This is a genomic window from Rhodopila sp. (assembly GCF_965277825.1).
Classification (GTDB): domain Bacteria; phylum Pseudomonadota; class Alphaproteobacteria; order Acetobacterales; family Acetobacteraceae; genus Rhodopila.
Map to the genome: position 1 here is coordinate 2,436,192 of NZ_OZ255846.1, position 17,513 is coordinate 2,453,704.

The window sequence follows — 17,513 nt, forward strand, 5'->3', positions numbered from 1 at the left end:
AGGTCGGCTCCCAAGACCGCCCGGCGCTCATCACAACCCATCGTCACGCGACATCCATCTCCGCCTGTCGGTCACGACAGAACGCCGACCTCGCCCTCCAGGATGCCCCAGGCCTGGTCGCCATACTTCTGCTTCCACTCGGCGTAGAACCCGGCGGACTTCAGCGCCTGGCGGAACGCCGGCTTGTCCACCTCGACAAAAATCAGCCCCTTGGCCTTCAGGTCGGCCGCGACCGACCCGTTAAGCGCGGCGATGTCGGCCCGCTCTTGCAGCGCCGATGCGTTCAACTCGCGCGCCACGATCGCCCGCGCATCGGCCGGCAGACCCGCGTAGCTGCGCCGGTTGGCCAGCATCCAGAACCCGTCCCACATGTGGCTGGTCATCGAGACGTATTTCTGCACCTCGTACAGTTTCGCGATCTCGATCAGCGACAACGGGTTTTCCTGCCCCTCGGCGATCTTGGTCTGCAGCGCAGAATACACCTCGGAGAAGTTGATGCTGATCGGCGACGCGCCCAGAGCCTGGAACATGCTGGTCCATAGCGGTGACACCGGCACCCGGATCTTGAACCCCTTCAGGTCGGTCGGCTGGCGGATCGGATGGGTGGAGCTGGTGATCTGGCGAAAGCCGTTGTCCCACATCTTGTCCATCGCAATCAGGCCGCGCTTGTCGATCTCGGACCGCACATAGGTGCCAAGCTTGCCGTCCATCGCCTTCCACACCGTATCGTAGTCCTTGAACGCGAAGCCGATACCGTTGATCGAGGCCGCCGGCACCAGCGTCGACAGGATCAGGCCCGACAGCGTGAACATGTCGATCGCGCCGGAGCGCAATTGCGACAGCATGTCGGTGTCTGATCCCAACTGGTTGTTCGGGAACACGGTGATCTCGACCGCGCCGTTGGTCGCCGCCTTGATCCGCGCCGCGGCTTCCTGCTGGCGCACGGTCTGCGGGTGCGTCACCGGCGAATTGTTCACCAGCTTCAAGCTGAACGCCGCTGCTCGGGCGCGCCCGGTGCCGATGGCGAACAAGGGCAGCGCGGCCCCGGCGAGCAGGCTACGGCGATGGACGGCGGTCATGTTGAATTCCTTGGGGTTTCTCTCCGGTGCTTAAATACCGGCCGCACCTTTGGTGGCAAGGGCAGGGTGGCAAGGGCAGGGTGGCAAAGGCAGGGTGGCAAGGGAGGGGGGGGCAAAAAGGGCCGGGGTGGCAAGGGCCGGGGTGGCAGGGCACCGGTGGCAAGGGCCGGGGTGGCAAGGGCCGGGGTGGCAGGGCACCGGTGGCAAGGGCCGGGGTGGCAAGGGCGGGGCCGGGTGGCGAGCGCAGGGGGCGGCAAGGACAGGGGTGGCAAGCAGCAGGTGCCGCGGGCACAATCGGCGCCCAGAGGACCCGAATGACCGACAGCCCCTATTTGTTTCGAGCCGCCGACCACGAACTGCGCCAGGTCTCCGATCGGCTGAAGCTGCGCGAGGCGATATCGGGTTTCGGCATCGCGCTGCGCTACCAGGAACGCGCCCCCGACCCCGCGGGCGCGGACGAGGCCGATTGGTGCCAAACCGGCCACTCGATCTTCATCCTGTCCGGGCGCATCCGCTACCGCTTCGATAGCCATACGGTGGAAGCCGGCCCGGGCGACATGCTGCACATCCCGGCCGGCCGCGAACACCGCCACAAGCCCAGCGTCGTCGGCCCCGACCCGGTGCATTACGTGCTGACCGAGTTCGGCTGACCTTTGGGCGTCAACCGGCGGGCGCAAACCGGGGGGCGTAATCTGGGGAGCGTAAACGTTTTGGTAGGGTTCTTGGTCTATCCTTGGTCGTTGGAGACCGAAGAATGTTCGACACTGTGGTGCGCAGTTGGTTCCATCGATCGCTGCCCCCCGGTGCGGCGATGTCGGCGCCCGCGCCGGACGCCACGGCCGAACCGGCCCCGCCGACCGCCGCCGCCGAAGCCCCGATCCGATCCGCCTGGCCGGCCGGCCGGCTGGACCTGGCGCACCGGTTGTGGGGTGACGGCTTCATCTTCCCCGGCGGCGAGATCGACACCCTGCGGCTGGCCCGCCCGCTCGGTATGTCGGCCGCGGCCAGCCTGCTGCTGGTCGGCGTCGGCAGCGGCGGGCCGGCCATCACCATCGCCCGCAACCTCGGCGCCTGGGTGACCGCCACCGACGACGATCCCGCGCTGCTCGCCTCCGCCCAGGCACAGGTCAACCACGCGCAACTCGGCAAGAAGATCAGCATCAATTCCTGGGACCCGGACGAGCCCAACTTTGCCGCCAAGGGTCATCACCATTGCCTGGCGCTGGACCCGTTCCGCAACGCCCAGCCCGAGCCCATCCTGGACCGCCTGACCGGGGCGCTGAAACCGGGTGGCCAGATCGTCATCACTTCGCTGGCCGCGCCGAAACCGCTGGACCCGGATGACCGCACGGTGCGCCGCTGGGCCGAACTGGAACGACGCGACCCGGCCGAGTTGCTCGCCCCGGTGACGGTGACCCGCATGCTGGGGCGGATGGGTCTCGATGTCCGCGTCGCCGAGGACACCTCGCAGAGCCACATCGAGCATGCGTTGCTGGGCTGGCGGGTGATGCTGCGCGACCTGGATCGCAAACCGACCCGGCGCGAGGCGGTGCCGATGATCGCCGAGGCCGAACTATGGCTGTTGCGCCGGCGACTGATCGACGACGGCCGGCTGCGGATGATGCGTTGGCACGCGATCAGCCGGCTGCCGATTGTCTGATCGGTGCGGTTCCGTCCATTGGCTCATGGAAAAAGCTCTGGCGGACTGAAGGTCAAGATTGGCCGCCGGGGGCGGTTTACGGCAAGGCCAGGGGCGTTGCCCCTAGACCCCATCAAAGGCGAGCCTTTGAAATCCGGTACTTAGTTTCACGCGGTCTGGCGGCTCCGGCCCCAGCGGCGCGCGGGCAAAGCCCTCGGCTGGCAGATCGTTTTGTGCCCACACCCAACCGTTCGGATATTGGTCCGACCCAAATCCGCGCTAACTCGGGCGCCCGTCCACGAACGGCTTCAGCACCGCATAAAGCGTCTCGTGCACCGGCGTCGGAACGCCAAGCTCGCGCCCCAATGATACCACCTTGCCCGATAGCCAGGGCAACTCGATGCGGCTGCCGCGGATCAGGTCGTGCGCCATCGACGCCATCATCGCCGGCGGCGCGGCGCGGTTGAAGCCGACGGTGCGTTCCACTGCGTCCTCAGGAATGGCGACGCCCTTGGCTCTACCAACTGCGGCGACCTCGGCGTAGGCGCGGGCGAACAGCGGTTCGATGTCAGGGTCGTCGCGCAGGGCGCCCAGCGGCGTTCGGGTCGCCGCGGTGATCGCGGCGTTGCTGGCCAGCAGGATGAACTTCATCCACAGATCGGTCAGGATGCGATCGCTGTTCGTGGCGTCGAACCCGGCCTGGCGGCAGAGGGTCAGGAAAGCTTCGCCGCGCGCGCTGGGGGTGCCGTCCAGCTCGCCGAACACCAGCCGCATGAAGCTGCCGGTCTGGCGGATCACGCCAGGTTCGGCGATGGTGGCACTGATCTGGGCGACCCCGCCCATCACCGCGCGGGCACCCAGGATCGGGATCAGCCGGTCGGCGGCGTCGATGCCGTTCTGCAGCGGGATCACCGCCGTTTCCGGACCGAGAAGGGGCCGGATCGCGGCGCCGGCGGCCTCCACGTCCCATAGCTTGACGCAGAACAGCACGACATCGACCGCCCCGATGCTGGCCGGGTCCTCGGTCGCCCTGACCGGTCTCACCACCGTCTCGCCGCGGCCGCCCTCGATCCGCAGGCCGGTCTCGCGCATCGCCCGCAGATGCGCCCCGCGCGCCACGAAGCTGACCTCGACGCCGGTATTGGCCCCAGTTGCGGCCAGTGCTGCGCCAAACGCGGCGCCGACACCACCGGCGCCGATGACGGCTATGCGCATGGATCGAACTCCCGGTCCTTCGATGGGATAAGGTCGTACGGCAGGGCGAAGCCGGGCAACGCGGCAAGCCGGTGCGACCAGGCCTGGACGTTGGGCCAGGCGGCGATGTCGAGGCCGCCCTCGGCCATGAACACCATGCGGCCCCAGCAGCCGATATCGGCGATACTGGGCGCCTCGCCCACCAGCCATTGGCGGCCTTGCAGCGCCTGGTCGACGAAGCTGACGGCGGCCAGCGCCAGCGGCCGGAAATACTCCATCACCGCCGCATCCACCTGGCGAAACCGGCTGTAATGGCGCACCTTGGCGACATTGGTGATGTTGTCCGCCTCCCACGACAGCCACTCACGCGCCCGCCAGTGGTCCTGTGCGGTGGCGCCGGCGAAGTGGCCGGTGGTGCGGGCCAGGTAGTCCAGGATGACGTTGGACTGCACGATGGTCAGCCCGTTATGGCGCAGCGCCGGAACCTGGCCGTAGCGGTTGATCGCCAGATACTCCGGCTGTTTCTGCACGCCGTGCTTGAGGTTGACGGTGCGGAAGCTGAACGGCAGCCGCGCCAGCGCCAGATACAGCATCGGCTTGTACGACGAGCTGGAGGTGAAGCTGCCGTAAAGTGTCAGGCGGGCGGGGTCGGGGATCATGTCCGCCTAGACTGCTGGCGATCGAGGCGGATGGCAAATGCCGCACGACAACGCCCGCGCGACATTGGGACCTGCCGCTCCGCACGCTCGAATCACTGCTTCATGCTCGAGAGTTCGCGATGCTCCCGCAACAGGCTAACGTTGGTGTTAGCCACCAAGCTATCTGGCGAACCGCGTGGCCGCGGCTTCGTTCACCCATGTGGCTCCCCGTTCCGGCAAAGGAAACCGACCATGCCGCGCGGCGACAAATCCAGCTACACCGGCAAGCAGAAGCGCCAGGCCGAGCATATCGAGGCAGGCTACGCGCAACGCGGCGTCTCGGAAGCCGACGCCGAGCGCCGCGCCTGGGCGACGGTGAACAAGGAGTCCGGGGGCGGTAAGGCCAGCGGCAGCGGGCGCGGCAAGGCGGAAAATCATGCGCCGTCGCGCAAGGGCGGCAAGCTTGGCGGTAAGGCGGCCGCCTCGCGTCCCGCCGCGGGCCGTTCGGCGGCGGCGAAACAGGCGGCTGCCAACCGCAAGCGCAAGGCTCCGTCCGCTTGAGGCTCGCGCAGCTAACAGGGGGAATTCCGAAGCGGCCTGCCTGCCGATCTCATCCCTGCTGCGGCGGCTTCAAGGTGCCGACTGCGCCCCCGAGGCCGACCGGACCTTAGCCTGAATCACCTGCATCGTTACCGTGGAAAGTTGGAGCCCTCGGGCTAGTCTAAGCTGAGTGCGTCGAGCTTATCGGCCCAAGGATGGTCGCAACCAGCTCGACCACTTTGAGAAGATGGAATGGTTTGCGAACGAAACTAGCGTAGCCCTGGATGCGTTGACGCACGTTGTCCTCAGGCATCGAGCTCATGATGATGTAAGGGATGTCGCGCTGCGCCTCATTTCCCCGCATCGTCTGGATCATGCTGGCGCCATCGAGGATCGGCATCATGTAGTCCGAGATCACCAGGTCCGGGCGCGAGTCGTTGGCGAGGCGCTCCAGCCCCTGCCGCCCGTTGCTCGCCCTGAGGACACTGTAGCCCTCGTCGACGAGAACCATCTCCAGCAGTTCGGCGATGGCGAACTCATCTTCGACGATCAGGATGGTGGCCATGCCGCTCATGCCGGCTGATCAATGTCGTCCGCGCGCGGTTCCGTTGCGCGGCTCTCGGACCGAGCCGTGGAATCGGTCTTCACTTCGGGGGCTGTAACGGTCGAGGCAGCTGCGGCGGCGTCGAACGCGCCACCTATGATGATTCCGGTGTCGCTGACGGTGAATTCGCGGATCGTATTGTCGAACGCGCCCTCGCGCACCTTAAGTAACGAGATCAAGCGATGCAGTCGGGCTCGGAGTTCAACGTAACGCAGCAGGATCATGACCTCGCCCAGCGAGGCTATCCCGCTCATGGGAGCACGGAAGTCGGGTCCGGCGAGTTCCTGCAATTCCACACTATATATAGTGGTGACGCCGAGCGCGCGCAACTCATTGGACAGAGCGGACCAAAAGCGCACCATCCGGTTCGGTTCGACCGCTGCCTCCTGAAACACGGAAATTCCGTCGATCACCAGACGCTTGACGTTACGCCGCCGAACCGCGTCGAGCAGCAGGTGGCCAAGTTCATCCAGAATATGTTCGCCGACGGGATGCCAGAGGATTTCCACTTCGCCGCGCTGTTCTGCGCCGGCGAGGTCGAAGCCCATCAATGCGGCTTTGTAACGAAGTCGCGCGGCGGGTTCATAGGAGCCGAACAGAAGGCCGGGCTCGGCGGCGCTGGACGCAGACAGGAAATGCAGCCCGATGGTGGTTTTGCCGGCGCCCGATGCGCCCATCACCGCGGTCATGCTGGCGACCGGGATGCCGCCGCCAAACATCGCGTCGAGATTGGCGATGCCGCACGAAAGGCGTGACCCCGACATGGTACCCGCAATCTCTGCCATCCTGAACGCGGCCTCGATCCTCGGGAACGCGGTAACACCGTCGCGCGAGATGGTGAAAGCATGCTCGCCCTGGAGGAAATCGCTGCCGCGCAGCTTGTGAGCCACAAACCTGCGTTCGGTGCGGGAGCCATAGGGTCGCTGTAAAAGCTCGATCAGCCCATCCACCATCGTGCGCTCGACCCCCAGAGTCCCATTGGAAGCCGTGGTCAAAAGGAACATGGTGCAATTGGTTAATGAGGCCAGGGTCTGCAGTTCATGGGTGAACCGCTTCATGTCGAATGTACCGGGCGCTTTCGCCTGGACGGCGGACATGTCATCGACGACCAGCAAAGTCGCCTGGTGTGCCAGAATCTCCCGCCGAAGAAGGTTTGCAAGGCCGCTCAGCCCGTCGTCATCGAAGGCTTGATAGGCACTGATGTAACGCACGTGATCGGGCATGAATGATGCGTCGAAAAACCGCATTGGGCGCAGATGGAGCATCATGCGGCCATGGTTTTCGCCGAGCACGGTGACGAAAAGGGCTCGGTGCCCTCGCCTGGCGAGGTTGTAGATGATCTGATTGGCCAGGATCGTCTTGCCCATCCCAGGTGATCCCTGGATCATGTAGAGGCCGCCCGATAGGAAACCGCCGCGCAGGATGGTGTCAACGCCTGGCACAAGGCTCGGCACCCGTTCGATTTCGACGTCAGAGTCCATTTCCTGTGGTGTCATTTCGTCTGCCGACCAGATTTAGGTGGTTCCAGAGGAAGCATCACGCTGAACATTGAACCCTCACCCGGACGGCTGTCGACTGTGATGCGGCCGCCCATGGCATCGACAAGGCGCGCCGCCACCCACAGACCAATCCCGAAACCGCTGCCTCGGTGCTGGGTCACGACTTGCTCGAACCGGCCGAATATCAGCGCCTGTTGATCAGGCCGCATACCTATGCCGAAGTCCTGCACCTCGATGCACGCATACGTCTCATGCGATCCGAGCCGAACGTTCACTGACCGGCCCATGCCGAATTTGAGCGCGTTGGAGAGTAGATTCTCGATCACCTGCTCGACCGCAAGCCGATCCCACTTGCCCGAGATTCCCCCGGCGATGTCGAGCCTAAGCGGGGAGCCGCCATGAGCGGCGTTGAGTTCGTATCTCTCGACGACCGAGATCACCAGGGCGGACAGGTCGGTCGCGGACGGTTTGAGCTGAAGGTTATCGGCCTCGATTCTTCTAACATCGAGCAAACTTGTTGCTCGTCTGATGAAGTCGCTGATGGCGAACTGCATTCTTTCCAGCATAGCCGTGACGCGCGGCGGGCAGGTTCCTTCCGCCGCCCGTGCCGAGGCTAGCGCGAGTTCGGCAAAGCCTTGGAGCGGCGTCATCGGGTTGCGCAACTCGTGGGCAGCGATGGCGATAAAATCGTCTCGGGCCTGTACCGCTTGGCGCAAATCATCCACCAGCAGGCGCAAACGGGTGAGTTCGTGGGCAGCATCTTCAGCGCTCAGATGCTGTTGATCGCTACCCATGCTGTATTGGTATAGCCGGCCTGGCGACAGAGCAGAGTGGCGCGCCGGGGCGTGTTCCCGCGGGTCTGCAGAAGTTGCGCCGGCCTTTGATGCCGGTGTTCCGGGGAGAGATCATTCGTGCGGCAAATCAGCTGAATTCCGGGCTGGCGAGTGGCTGGCCTGAAGGCACGAAGCAAACGTCGGTTGCTCATCTCGTTGATGCCGGCGGACTGCGGCGCGCGTCAGTCCCAGCGCACCGCGTGTCGCCCGGTCTTCTCGGGGACCCTAAACTCGATCTCCGGAGGATCCTAAACTCGATCTCCGAAGGTGAGGATTGAGGATTATTAAGACGCTCCGATGAGATAGATGAATTCTTGGGGGCAGGTTGTCAATGACTTCCGCACGTCGAAAGTGGCTGGGTCCCCTGGCGATGGCTTGGCGGATCGACGATCTTCGCCCGAATCAGCCGGTTGCGGCACCACCCTTGCCTCGGCTGCGCGGATGCCCGACTGTCCGCCGTCTTGGCACTGCCAAGTGCCCTCGATCACACGGTTTTCCTGGTAAGGATACCCAGCCATGTCGAACACCATGACCGACGCAAAGTCGCTGCCGGCGCCGCGCGATCAGCATTTGCGCGACCTTGCCGACTGCATCCGCGCGCTGTCGATGGACGCGGTCGAGCAGGCCAAGAGCGGCCATCCCGGCATGCCGATGGGCATGGCCGACATCGCCACCGTGCTGTTCCGTGATTTCATGCGATTCGATGCGGCGGACCCGCACTGGCTCGATCGCGACCGTTTCCTGATCTCCAACGGTCATGGCTCGATGCTGCTGTATTCGCTGCTGTATCTGACCGGCTACAAGGACATGACGATCGAGGAGATCAAGCATTTCCGCCAGGTCGGCAGCAAGACCGCCGGGCATCCGGAATACCGCCACGCCGACGGCATCGAGACCACCACCGGCCCGCTCGGGCAGGGGCTGGCGAACTCGGTCGGCATGGCGCTGGCCGAGCGGATCATGAACGCCAAGTTCGGCGATGCGCTGGTGGATCATTTCACCTATGTGTTCATGGGCGACGGCTGCCTGATGGAGGGGATCAGCCACGAGGCGATCTCGTTCGCCGGGCACCTGCGGCTGGGCAAGCTGATCGCGTTCTTCGATAACAATTCGATCTCGATCGACGGTGCCACCGGGCTTTCGGTGTCGGATGACCAGACCGCGCGGTTCCGAGCCTGTCATTGGCACGTGCAGGAGATCGACGGCCACGACACCGACGCCATCCGCGAGGCAATCAAGCAGGCCCATTCGGTGACCGACAAGCCGTCGATGATCTCGTGCCGTACGGTGATCGGCTTCGGACTGCCGACCAAGGCCGGCACCCAGAAGGCGCACAGCGACGCGCCCGGCGAGGAGGAGATTGCCGGCGCCCGCAAGCTGCTGAGCTGGGATTCGCCGCCCTTCGTCATCCCCAAGCCGCTGCTGGATGACTGGCGGGCGATCGGCGAAAAGGGGCGGCCGCAACGGATGGCCTGGGCGGATCGGGTGAAGGCGGCGCCGGACGGGCCGCGGCAGGATTTCGAGCGGCGCACCAGGGGCGAACTGCCGAAGGGTTGGCAGAGCGCGATCACCGCGGCGAAAAAGGAATTCGTCGATAGCGGCAAGGATATCGCGACCCGGGCGGCCAGCGGCGCGGTGCTGAACCACCTGTTCGCCGCCATTCCCGAACTGCTGGGCGGTTCGGCCGACCTGACGCCGTCGAACAACACCAAGGCGAAGGGCCAGGTGGAGATCAAGCCGGGCGAGTACAATGGGTCCTATGTGCACTATGGGGTGCGTGAGCACGGCATGGCGGCGGTAATGAACGGCATCGCGCTGCATGGCGGGCTGATCCCGTATGGCGGCACGTTCCTGACCTTCTCCGACTACTGCCGGCCGGCGATCCGGCTGGCGGCGATGATGCAGATCCGCACCATCTTCGTGATGACACACGATTCGATCGGGCTGGGCGAGGACGGGCCGACGCACCAGCCGATCGAGCATTTGGCCGCGTTGCGCGCGATTCCGCACCTGGCGGTGTATCGCCCCGGCGACCCGGTGGAGACCGCGGAATGCTGGGAACTGATCCTGGACGACGCGCGTCGGGCGGCACTGATCGCGCTATCGCGCCAGCCGATGCCGCTGCTGCGGCGCGATACCGGCAGCGAGAACCGCTGCGCCAAGGGCGCCTACGTGCTGCACGAGGCCGAGGGCGGCGCGCGCGAGCTGACCATCATGGCCACCGGTTCGGAACTGCACCTGGCGGTCGAGGCGCGCGCGGCAATGCAGAAAGACGGCGTGCCGACGGCGGTGGTGTCGATGCCGTGCCGGCTGCTGTTCGAGGAGCAGGACGCCGCCTACAAGAATTCGGTGCTGGGCGAGGGCACCGCCAGGGTCGCGGTCGAGGCCGGGGTCGAGATCTCGTGGGACCGCTATCTGGGGTTCGATGGACGGTTCGTGGGCATGCACGAGTTCGGTGCCTCCGGCAAGATCGCCGACGTCTACAAGAAGTTCGACATCAACACCGAGGCCGTGGTGCGGGCGGCGCGGGAGGCGATGGGGCGGCGATAAGGCGGCGGTAAGGCCTGCCGCTGGCACGGGGTGTCGCCCACCGCAACTGCTTTTGATGTCGTCCGGTGCTGCCTTTTCGCGTTATGCTGCGTTGCAACATTATGACGCAAGCTTTGTCCAATCAGGCCGGCCGGGAAGTCGAGTTGAAGCTCCTGGTGCCGGAGGCTTCGCTCGATCACTTGTTCGGGCACGCCAGGTTCGGTGTGGACGGCGCGGCGAGGCCGGAGCCTCGGCGCCAGGTCACCACCTATTTCGACACGACCGATCGAGCGCTGTCGCGTCGCGACATCAGCCTGCGGGTGCGCCGCAGCGGCGAGCGGCTTGTGCAGACCCTGAAGGCTGACAAGAAGGCTGGGCTCATCGCCGACCGGGCGGAGTGGGAATGGGCGATCGAGCATGACACGCCCGACCTCTTGCTGCTGGCGGCGACGCCGGTCGCGGCGCAGTTGCCGGTTCGGCCTGAACTGGCGCCGATGGTGGTGACCGAGATCGAGCGTTCGATCCGGCTGCTGACGCTCGATGGCGACGTGGTGGTCGAAGCGGCGATCGATATCGGCGTGATCATCGCCGGCGGCAAGCGTGAGCCGGTGCGTGAACTGGAACTGGAACTGCGATCCGGCGACCCGGCGGCGCTGTATCGGCTTGCCCGGGAGTTGCACGCGGCGGTGCCGATGACGATCGAAAGCCAGAGCAAGGCGACACGCGGTTACCGGCTGCTGACCGGAGAGCCGCCGGCGGCGCGCAAGGCCGAGGCAATCGAGCTGGCGGCAGGCGTCACCGGGGCGGCGGCGCTGCGGCGGATGCTGCACGCCACGATGGGCCACCTGCTGGCCAACCAACCGGCCGCGCTGGCCGGCGACGCCTGGGGCGTGCATCAGATGCGGATCGCGATCCGCCGGTTGCGCGCCGCGCTGACGCTGTTCCAGCCGCTGCTGGACCCGGCCGCCGTGTCGCGTTTCCAGGCCGAACTGGGTCGCATCGGCCAGCGGTTCGGCGAGGCCAGGGATTGGAACGTATTCAGCCTGCGGACCCTGCCGTGGATGTCGCGGGTCGATGCGCAAGAGGGCGGCGCGGCGGGTGAACTGCTGCGCCAGCCGGCGATGACCAGGCGCGAGGCAGCGCACCGCGGCTTCGCTCAAGCAGTCCAGGCTGCAGACTTCACCGGCTTGCTGCTCGACCTGGCAGCATGGGCGGAACAGCCCGACCTGCTGGGCGAGGCGGCTTCGCGCCAGCCGATCGAGGCGTTGTGCCCGGCGTTGCTGGATCGCCTGGCGAACAAGGTGGAACGCCTTGGCCGCAATGCTGCGCAGGGCTCCGACGCGCAGCGGCACGCCTTGCGCAAGGCGATGAAAAAGCTGTGTTACGGCATCGATTGCCTGCGCGGGGTGCTGTCGGCGGAGGCGGTGGGGTGGTATCTGCTCACCTGCAAGCGATTGCTGCGCAACTTGGGCGACAGCAACGATACGGTGACCGCGATGCACCTGGCGGGTCATCTGGAAGCCGACTCCCCGCCCAAGCACGCGACGGCCAGTGCGGCACCGAGCGGTATGGCATCGGACGGTGCGGCCTCATCAGGGTTGGCGGCGGCTATCGGATTGCTGGCGCGGCGGCTGCAACGGCGGCGCGCCGAGGCTCTGCAGGAATTTGCCAAGCGGTGGAATGCGTTTCAGGCTGCGCCTCGGATCTGGGCGCCGGGTAACTGGGTGCCGGGGAGTTGGGCGCCGGGGAGTTTGGCGTCGGGGAGCTGGGCGCCGGGCGGCGGCCGGGCGATCGGGACCGGGTCGTTGCCGGCCGGTGGGCCGCCGGGACCGACCGCATGAACCAGCGCATGAAACCATCGGGGGGAGCATGACATGGGCTTTGAACTGCGGATTGGCGGGCAGGCCATCGACCGCTTCGAGACGTCGGATGATGCCGAGGCGCGGGCAAGGGAATTGGTGCGGGAAAACGCCGACATCGTTGTGGAGATCATCGATCTGAGCACCGGACGTCCATACGCGCCGGCGGCCGGCGCCGGCGAGCGCGACGCGCTGGCAGGCAAGATCGGTTTTTGAGGAGCGAGGGCGATGACCACTCCGACCCGCCGGGCGATGACCGGCGCGACGCTGGCGGGCCTGGTGGCGGGCAAGCTTGGCGCGCCGAGGCCGGCCGCGGCCGAAGCGACCGGCGCGCAGTCCTTGCTGACGGTGTTCTTGCGCCACGACGAAAGCAAGACCCTGGCCGAGATCAATCAACACCTGAAACAGACCGGATTTTTCCGGCAGTTTCCGCCGCCGGGCATCGAGGTGGTGTCGTGGTACGTGATGATGGGCATCGGCCAGGTGGTGACCTTGAACGTGCCGCCCGATCGGCTGCGCGAGGTCAACCGGGTGCTGGAGCAGACCGCCTGGGGCGGCTTCCACACCGAGTTCTATCCGACCTACGACTATCGCCAGGGCGCCGCCGATGTCCGCAAGCAGATGCAGTGAGCAAGCCGGCGAAACCGGCGCCGGTTGGCGGCCAGAACGCGATCGCGGCCTCAGCGGAACGTTCGATGCGCGTGATCACACGATCAATCAGCTAGCTGCGGCGCGGGCCGGAGAGCGAGGTGGGCGCTGCGCGGTTTGGCTGCGACCAGACGGTTCAGGGCGATGGACAGTAGACCCGGACAGCGGCTCCGGAGCCCGGCGTTTCTGCTGGAACCGCAACGAAGAGTCGATCGAGTTGCGGCACAAAGATGGAGGTTCGAGCGCCTCGCGAGGTCGTTACGCGCCCGATGTGGCTGGGGGTTTCTCCCGGGGCTTCGTGCAGCACGTCCACGCTGCCGTCTCCACAACTAATGTAGATTCGATTGCGCCTGGCGTCGAAGTAAGCATCGTCGGCGTCGTCGCAGGTCGCCACGTCGGCGGTCACAGCGCCTGTTGCAGGGTCCAGGATCGCGATTCTGGCTGGACCGCGGAAGACCACGGCGAGCGAGCCGCCGGCATGGTCGATCGCCATCGGGAAGTTTGCTCCGCTTCCCGGTATTTTCCAGGCCGCAAGCTGCCTGCGGGTGCCGCGGTCAGCAACCACGACCTGATGCCTGTCCGGCACGTTGATGTAGATGCGACCCAGCTTCGGATCGAGTTGGAAGCTTTCCGGATGGCCGGGTAGCCGGATGTCGCCGACCCTGGCCCGCGTGGCGGGATCGATGATCGCCAGACCGCCATCGCCATATCCGATGAGAACCTGCCCGGAGATGGGATCGATGCGAACGTTGTCCGCATCCTCGCCGAGCGCGACGCTGCCCACCGGCGATAGATCGGCGGCTCGGAAGAAGCGGGCGGATCCATCGCCGGCGCTGGCCACCACGATCAGGTCCTGTTTGGCGACGTAGCCGATGCCCTGCGGCTGTTTCAGACCGCTGATGCGCCTGACGACCTTGCTGGCATGAAGATCGATGACATCGACGCTGCCGTTGCCGAGTTCGGCGACGAACAGGCGTTCTCCGGCAACATCGACGGCCATGTGATCGATGCGTCCGGAGACCCCGTCGAGCGGGATCGTTTGCTCCAGGATCAGCGGCGCCGCCGCGGCATTGGTCGCGGCCATGATGATGACGGTTGCCAGCAGCCGCGGGACGATACGCGGAACGCGCGCCGGGTCAGGTGTTCTTGGGGGCGCCGGCGGGTTCATTGTCTTGATTGAGCCGCGCTGGTGCCGGGTTCGATGGTGACGGTGGCGGTTCGGCCGACCACCAGGTTCACGCCGGGGGGCAGCGGATCGGGTTTGATCCGCACCGGGATGCGCTGGGCCAGGCGCACCCAGTTGAAGGTTGGATTGATGTTGGCCAGCAGGTCGGGGCTGTCGGTTCGCTCACGATCGGCGATGCCGGCGGCGATGCTCTCGACCCGGCCGGCGAGCAGCCTGGGGTCGCCCATCAGGCGGACCTGGACGCGGTCGCCGATATGGATCCGGGGCAGCTTGGTTTCCTCGAAATAGCCCTCGATGCGCAGCGTCGCGCTGTCCACCAGGGCCATCACGGCCTTGCCGGTGGTGACGTAGTCGCCGGGCTCCAGCGCCACGTTGGTGACAGTGCCGTCGACCGGGCTGGTGACGATCGAGCGCCTGAGGTTGAGTTGCGCCACGGCGCGGTCGGCGACCGCCTGGCGGTACGAAGCGGCTGCCGACTCGGCGCTGGTCAGACGCTGCTCCTGGGTTTCCTTGGAGACCGAGAGCTGATTGAGCTGCTGGTAGCGGTTGGCTTCGCGGTTGGCCTCGTCCATCTGCGCCTTGCGGCTGGCGACGGCGGCCTCGGCCTGGGCGAGTGCCAGTTCGAAGCGGTCGGGATCGATGCGGAACAGCTCGTCGCCGCGCCTGACGGTCTGGTTGTCACGCACCACCACCTTGTCGACCAGGCCGGAGACATCGGGGGCGATGGTGACAACATCGGCGCGGACCCGGCCGTCGCGGGTCCAGGGTGCCTCCTGGTAGTAGGCCCACAGGAAGCGGCCGGCGACGATGGCGACGGCGACGATCAGCAGGGTCGTCAGCGGGCGCCCGGAATTCAGCACCAGGCGGCGGAGAAATGGTTTCATGAGCCGATCCATAGCGGCAGGGCGGCGGCGACCACCGCCATGATGATGACGAGCAGCGACAGGTCCACCAGCGGGCGATGCCAGACCAGCCGGTAGAAGCCGACGCGGGCCAGGACGCGGCGCAGCCCGGCGGTGAGCGCCAGCGCGATCAGCGCCCACACCAGCAGGATGGGGACGAACACGCCATAGATGTCAACCTCGCCGATCATGCCGCCTGCCGGGCCGGGTCGGGTCGGTCGGCGTCATCCGGCGGTGGCTGAGGTCGGGGCCGGTACGGCGGGGCGTCGGCGAACAGGCCGCGGCGGATGCCGACCAGTTGCAGCAGCAGGTCGCGCGCATCCGCATCGGCGATGACGGCATCCAGGGCGCGGTCGATGTCGCGCAGCAGGGCGGCGGCCGGACGCAGTTCGCGACCGGCGGCGGCCTGGGCGGCGAAGCGCGCGGCGACACCTTGCAGCACGGTATCGACCGCCTGGCGCAGTGGCGGCGCCATGACGTCGCGCTGGTTCCGCAGCTCGACCATGTTGATGCCGATGCGCAGGTCGGCCAGGGCGTCCACCGCGGCGAGGTCGTTGCCGGCTCCGACCGCGGCCAGCCTGGGCACCAGCAGGCCAAGCCGGTCCAGCAGTAGTCCGGTCATGGCATTCCGTTCCTGGGCGTCGCGCTGGTGCGGGGTGTGGCTGGCGGGGATCGCCGCCAGGTCTCGCCAATCGGCGCGCAGCAGGCGCCGGGCGCTCCATTCGGCGCCAACCGAGCGCATCAGGGCGGTGACCACGGCGGCGCTGGCGACGCCCAGCACGGCGGCGAAGCTGCCATCGGCGTAGCTGACGAAGTCGGCTGAATAGGCGCCTTGCAGGCTGAGTAGGGTGGCGGTGAGGAAGCCCAGTCCGGAGCCCATCGGCTGGCTGGCGGGGCGGGCGATGAGCAGGCCGACGGGGATGAAGAACACCGCGAGCACCAGCGCCAGCATCTCGAAATCATGCACATTGGGCAGGATGGCGAACAGCCCGATGCCGACGGCGGCGACCGCAATCAAGGTGACGACGAGAAAGCTCTTCAGCGCCGGCGTCGGGTCGTCCTGGGCGGCGAACAGGCAGCAGGCGGCGGCGGCAAGTGAGGCCATGCCGCTGCCGGCCTGCCAGCCGGTGGCGATCCAGAATGCGCAAGTCAGCAACACGGTGACGGCGGCGGCCAGGCCGGACAGCACGGCCAGGCCTTGATCGTGGTGCAGCCGTTCGGGGCCACTGGTGGGCACCGCCAGCGGATGGGCGAGCGGGCCGCCGCCTTCCTCGATATGGCGGCGCAGGTCACGCATGTCCTGGCGCAAGTCGACCAGGTCGTACAGCCGCAGCAGCAGGCTGCAGCGCATCACCTGGTTCCAGTCGGCGCCGGGGTCGGTTTCGGCCTGCAGTTGCTCGATGCGACTTCGCATGCGGTCGGCCTCGGCGCGCGGTGGCGGTGCTCCGGCGCGGACCCACAGGCTGAGCTCGGCCAGCAGGTGGCGCAGGCCGGGGGTGATGGCGTCGGCGGCTCGCAATGCGGCCAGACGATCGCTGGTCGAGGACAGCACCGGCAGCAGCAGCACCATGCGCCGCTGCTGTTCGCCGACCCAGCGTGTCGCGGACTGCCAGATCGAGTTGTCCCAGGCGAGCTGGGAGGTGAGCATGCGCAGCTCCACTGCATCGGCGGCGAGCCGGAGGTGGGCAAAGGCGTTGGCCTTGTCGTCGGTGCCGTCGAGCACCTGCTGGGTCCAGGTGCTGGCGTTGCTGACCCAGGCGAGGATGCGCTCGCTGAGCAGCGGCCCGAGTTGGCGCGGGAAGACCACGGTGGCGATGACGGTGGAGCAGACGATGCCGAGCCAGATTTCCTCGACCCGGGCGAGTGCGACGTCCCAGATCGTGCCGGGAGCGTTGACGGCGGGGAAGCCGATCAGCGCGGCGGTGAAGCCGGCCAGAATGAAGACATAGCTGCGCGGGGTGCGGTCGAGCATGGCGATGTAGAGGCAGCCTCCGGTCCACAGCGCCAGGGTGGCACTGAGCAGCTCGGGGGCATCGACCAGGTTCGGCACCAGCACGATTGTCGCGATGGCGCCGATGGCGGTGCCGATCAGGCGGAAGATCGCCTTGGAGCGCAGTGAGCCGATCAGCGGCTGGGACACGATGTAGACCGTGGCCATGGCCCAGTATGGCCGATCCAGGCCGATCGCCATGGCGATGTAAAGTGCGAGCATGGCGGCGGCGAAGGTCTTCCCCGAGAACAGCCAATCGTTGGCGCCGGGCCAGGAGTTCATCGATCGTTCATCGGGCGGTGCATCGGCGGTTGCGTTTCGCGGCGGGGGCGGTGACGCTCGGCAGGCGCGAGACGCTCGGCGGGCGCCAGGC

At 66.6% G+C, this 17,513-nt stretch carries 17 protein-coding genes; 7 read left to right on the plus strand and 10 right to left on the minus strand.

Annotated features, from left to right (window positions below; genetic code table 11):
* Positions 1-71 precede the first annotated feature (71 nt).
* Positions 72-1,079: a TRAP transporter substrate-binding protein gene (locus ACQY4T_RS12080; RefSeq protein ID WP_428542135.1), complete on the minus strand. Its 1,008-nt coding sequence runs from the start codon at positions 1,077-1,079 to the stop codon at positions 72-74.
* 314 nt (positions 1,080-1,393) lie between these two features.
* Between ACQY4T_RS12080 and ACQY4T_RS12085 the strand changes: the two genes are divergently transcribed.
* Together ACQY4T_RS12085 and ACQY4T_RS12090 are read left to right on the plus strand one after the other, a co-directional pair.
* A complete protein-coding gene (locus ACQY4T_RS12085) occupies positions 1,394-1,729 on the plus strand; it encodes a cupin domain-containing protein (RefSeq protein ID WP_428542138.1) in 336 nt (111 codons plus the stop codon).
* Positions 1,730-1,833: 104 nt separating this feature from the next.
* A complete protein-coding gene (locus tag ACQY4T_RS12090; protein WP_428542141.1) occupies positions 1,834-2,739 on the plus strand; it encodes an SAM-dependent methyltransferase in 906 nt (301 codons plus the stop codon).
* 258 nt (positions 2,740-2,997) lie between these two features.
* On the opposite strand, the gene ACQY4T_RS12095 is transcribed toward ACQY4T_RS12090, so the two are convergent.
* Entirely contained in the window at positions 2,998-3,933 is a 936-nt protein-coding gene (locus ACQY4T_RS12095; protein ID WP_428542144.1) for a 2-dehydropantoate 2-reductase, read from the minus strand.
* The gene (locus ACQY4T_RS12100) at positions 3,924-4,571 is read right to left on the minus strand and encodes a glutathione S-transferase family protein (protein WP_428542147.1); all 648 of its coding nucleotides are present in this window, start codon (positions 4,569-4,571) and stop codon (positions 3,924-3,926) included. The genes ACQY4T_RS12095 and ACQY4T_RS12100 overlap by 10 nt, the downstream gene beginning before the upstream one ends.
* A 231-nt stretch (positions 4,572-4,802) precedes the next feature.
* On the opposite strand from ACQY4T_RS12100, the gene ACQY4T_RS12105 reads away from it, so the two are divergent.
* Positions 4,803-5,111, plus strand: a complete 309-nt coding sequence (locus tag ACQY4T_RS12105; RefSeq protein WP_428542150.1) for a plasmid stabilization protein — start codon at positions 4,803-4,805, stop codon at positions 5,109-5,111.
* 160 nt (positions 5,112-5,271) lie between these two features.
* Here ACQY4T_RS12105 and ACQY4T_RS12110 read toward each other — a convergent pair whose 3' ends face one another.
* From ACQY4T_RS12110 to ACQY4T_RS12120, 3 genes are read right to left on the minus strand one after another with little or no spacing between them, the layout of a single operon-like run.
* Positions 5,272-5,664 (minus strand): response regulator, encoded by a 393-nt coding sequence (locus ACQY4T_RS12110; RefSeq protein ID WP_428542153.1) that lies wholly within the window; start codon positions 5,662-5,664, stop codon positions 5,272-5,274.
* A complete protein-coding gene (locus ACQY4T_RS12115) occupies positions 5,661-7,175 on the minus strand; it encodes an RAD55 family ATPase (protein ID WP_428542156.1) in 1,515 nt (504 codons plus the stop codon). Before ACQY4T_RS12115 ends, ACQY4T_RS12110 begins: the two co-directional genes overlap by 4 nt.
* A gap of 11 nt (positions 7,176-7,186) precedes the next feature.
* Entirely contained in the window at positions 7,187-7,987 is an 801-nt protein-coding gene (locus ACQY4T_RS12120; RefSeq protein WP_428542159.1) for a sensor histidine kinase, read from the minus strand.
* 555 nt (positions 7,988-8,542) lie between these two features.
* Here ACQY4T_RS12120 and tkt point away from each other — a divergent pair.
* The 4 genes from tkt (at position 8,543) to ACQY4T_RS12140 (ending at position 13,044) form a co-directional block, all read left to right on the plus strand.
* Entirely contained in the window at positions 8,543-10,576 is a 2,034-nt protein-coding gene (tkt, locus tag ACQY4T_RS12125) for a transketolase (protein ID WP_428542162.1), read from the plus strand.
* A gap of 143 nt (positions 10,577-10,719) precedes the next feature.
* Positions 10,720-12,396 (plus strand): CHAD domain-containing protein, encoded by a 1,677-nt coding sequence (locus tag ACQY4T_RS12130; protein WP_428542165.1) that lies wholly within the window; start codon positions 10,720-10,722, stop codon positions 12,394-12,396.
* Between the two features lie 33 nt (positions 12,397-12,429).
* The gene (locus ACQY4T_RS12135; RefSeq protein WP_428542168.1) at positions 12,430-12,630 is read left to right on the plus strand and encodes a hypothetical protein; all 201 of its coding nucleotides are present in this window, start codon (positions 12,430-12,432) and stop codon (positions 12,628-12,630) included.
* Positions 12,631-12,642: 12 nt separating this feature from the next.
* Positions 12,643-13,044 carry a hypothetical protein gene (locus tag ACQY4T_RS12140; protein WP_428542171.1) on the plus strand — a complete coding sequence of 134 codons (402 nt, stop codon included), beginning with the start codon at positions 12,643-12,645 and terminating at the stop codon, positions 13,042-13,044.
* A gap of 154 nt (positions 13,045-13,198) precedes the next feature.
* On the opposite strand, the gene ACQY4T_RS12145 is transcribed toward ACQY4T_RS12140, so the two are convergent.
* Genes ACQY4T_RS12145 through ACQY4T_RS12160 form a run of 4 tightly spaced genes read right to left on the minus strand, consistent with a single transcriptional unit; the run spans position 13,199 to position 17,422 of the window.
* Entirely contained in the window at positions 13,199-14,230 is a 1,032-nt protein-coding gene (locus ACQY4T_RS12145; RefSeq protein WP_428542174.1) for a hypothetical protein, read from the minus strand.
* Positions 14,227-15,132: an efflux RND transporter periplasmic adaptor subunit gene (locus ACQY4T_RS12150; RefSeq protein ID WP_428542177.1), complete on the minus strand. Its 906-nt coding sequence runs from the start codon at positions 15,130-15,132 to the stop codon at positions 14,227-14,229. Before ACQY4T_RS12150 ends, ACQY4T_RS12145 begins: the two co-directional genes overlap by 4 nt.
* The gene (locus tag ACQY4T_RS12155) at positions 15,129-15,341 is read right to left on the minus strand and encodes a DUF1656 domain-containing protein (protein WP_428542180.1); all 213 of its coding nucleotides are present in this window, start codon (positions 15,339-15,341) and stop codon (positions 15,129-15,131) included. The genes ACQY4T_RS12150 and ACQY4T_RS12155 overlap by 4 nt, the downstream gene beginning before the upstream one ends.
* On the minus strand, positions 15,338-17,422 hold the full coding sequence (locus tag ACQY4T_RS12160) for an FUSC family protein (RefSeq protein WP_428542183.1): 2,085 nt from the start codon (positions 17,420-17,422) through the stop codon (positions 15,338-15,340). Before ACQY4T_RS12160 ends, ACQY4T_RS12155 begins: the two co-directional genes overlap by 4 nt.
* Between the last annotated feature and the right edge of the window lie 91 nt (positions 17,423-17,513).

What these genes read in the sequence shown, in the direction of transcription:
- ACQY4T_RS12150 (WP_428542177.1), bottom strand. Translation starts at nt 15,132, where the DNA reads ATGAAACCATTTCTCCGCCGCCTGGTGCTGAATTCCGGGCGCCCGCTG.
- ACQY4T_RS12115 (WP_428542156.1), bottom strand. Translation starts at nt 7,175, where the DNA reads ATGGACTCTGACGTCGAAATCGAACGGGTGCCGAGCCTTGTGCCAGGC.
- ACQY4T_RS12135 (WP_428542168.1), top strand. Translation starts at nt 12,430, where the DNA reads ATGGGCTTTGAACTGCGGATTGGCGGGCAGGCCATCGACCGCTTCGAG.
- ACQY4T_RS12120 (WP_428542159.1), bottom strand. Translation starts at nt 7,987, where the DNA reads ATGGGTAGCGATCAACAGCATCTGAGCGCTGAAGATGCTGCCCACGAA.
- ACQY4T_RS12110 (WP_428542153.1), bottom strand. Translation starts at nt 5,664, where the DNA reads ATGAGCGGCATGGCCACCATCCTGATCGTCGAAGATGAGTTCGCCATC.
- ACQY4T_RS12105 (WP_428542150.1), top strand. Translation starts at nt 4,803, where the DNA reads ATGCCGCGCGGCGACAAATCCAGCTACACCGGCAAGCAGAAGCGCCAG.
- ACQY4T_RS12160 (WP_428542183.1), bottom strand. Translation starts at nt 17,422, where the DNA reads ATGAACTCCTGGCCCGGCGCCAACGATTGGCTGTTCTCGGGGAAGACC.
- ACQY4T_RS12090 (WP_428542141.1), top strand. Translation starts at nt 1,834, where the DNA reads ATGTTCGACACTGTGGTGCGCAGTTGGTTCCATCGATCGCTGCCCCCC.
- ACQY4T_RS12145 (WP_428542174.1), bottom strand. Translation starts at nt 14,230, where the DNA reads ATGAACCCGCCGGCGCCCCCAAGAACACCTGACCCGGCGCGCGTTCCG.
- ACQY4T_RS12100 (WP_428542147.1), bottom strand. Translation starts at nt 4,571, where the DNA reads ATGATCCCCGACCCCGCCCGCCTGACACTTTACGGCAGCTTCACCTCC.
- tkt (WP_428542162.1), top strand. Translation starts at nt 8,543, where the DNA reads ATGTCGAACACCATGACCGACGCAAAGTCGCTGCCGGCGCCGCGCGAT.
- ACQY4T_RS12080 (WP_428542135.1), bottom strand. Translation starts at nt 1,079, where the DNA reads ATGACCGCCGTCCATCGCCGTAGCCTGCTCGCCGGGGCCGCGCTGCCC.
- ACQY4T_RS12085 (WP_428542138.1), top strand. Translation starts at nt 1,394, where the DNA reads ATGACCGACAGCCCCTATTTGTTTCGAGCCGCCGACCACGAACTGCGC.
- ACQY4T_RS12140 (WP_428542171.1), top strand. Translation starts at nt 12,643, where the DNA reads ATGACCACTCCGACCCGCCGGGCGATGACCGGCGCGACGCTGGCGGGC.
- ACQY4T_RS12155 (WP_428542180.1), bottom strand. Translation starts at nt 15,341, where the DNA reads ATGATCGGCGAGGTTGACATCTATGGCGTGTTCGTCCCCATCCTGCTG.
- ACQY4T_RS12095 (WP_428542144.1), bottom strand. Translation starts at nt 3,933, where the DNA reads ATGCGCATAGCCGTCATCGGCGCCGGTGGTGTCGGCGCCGCGTTTGGC.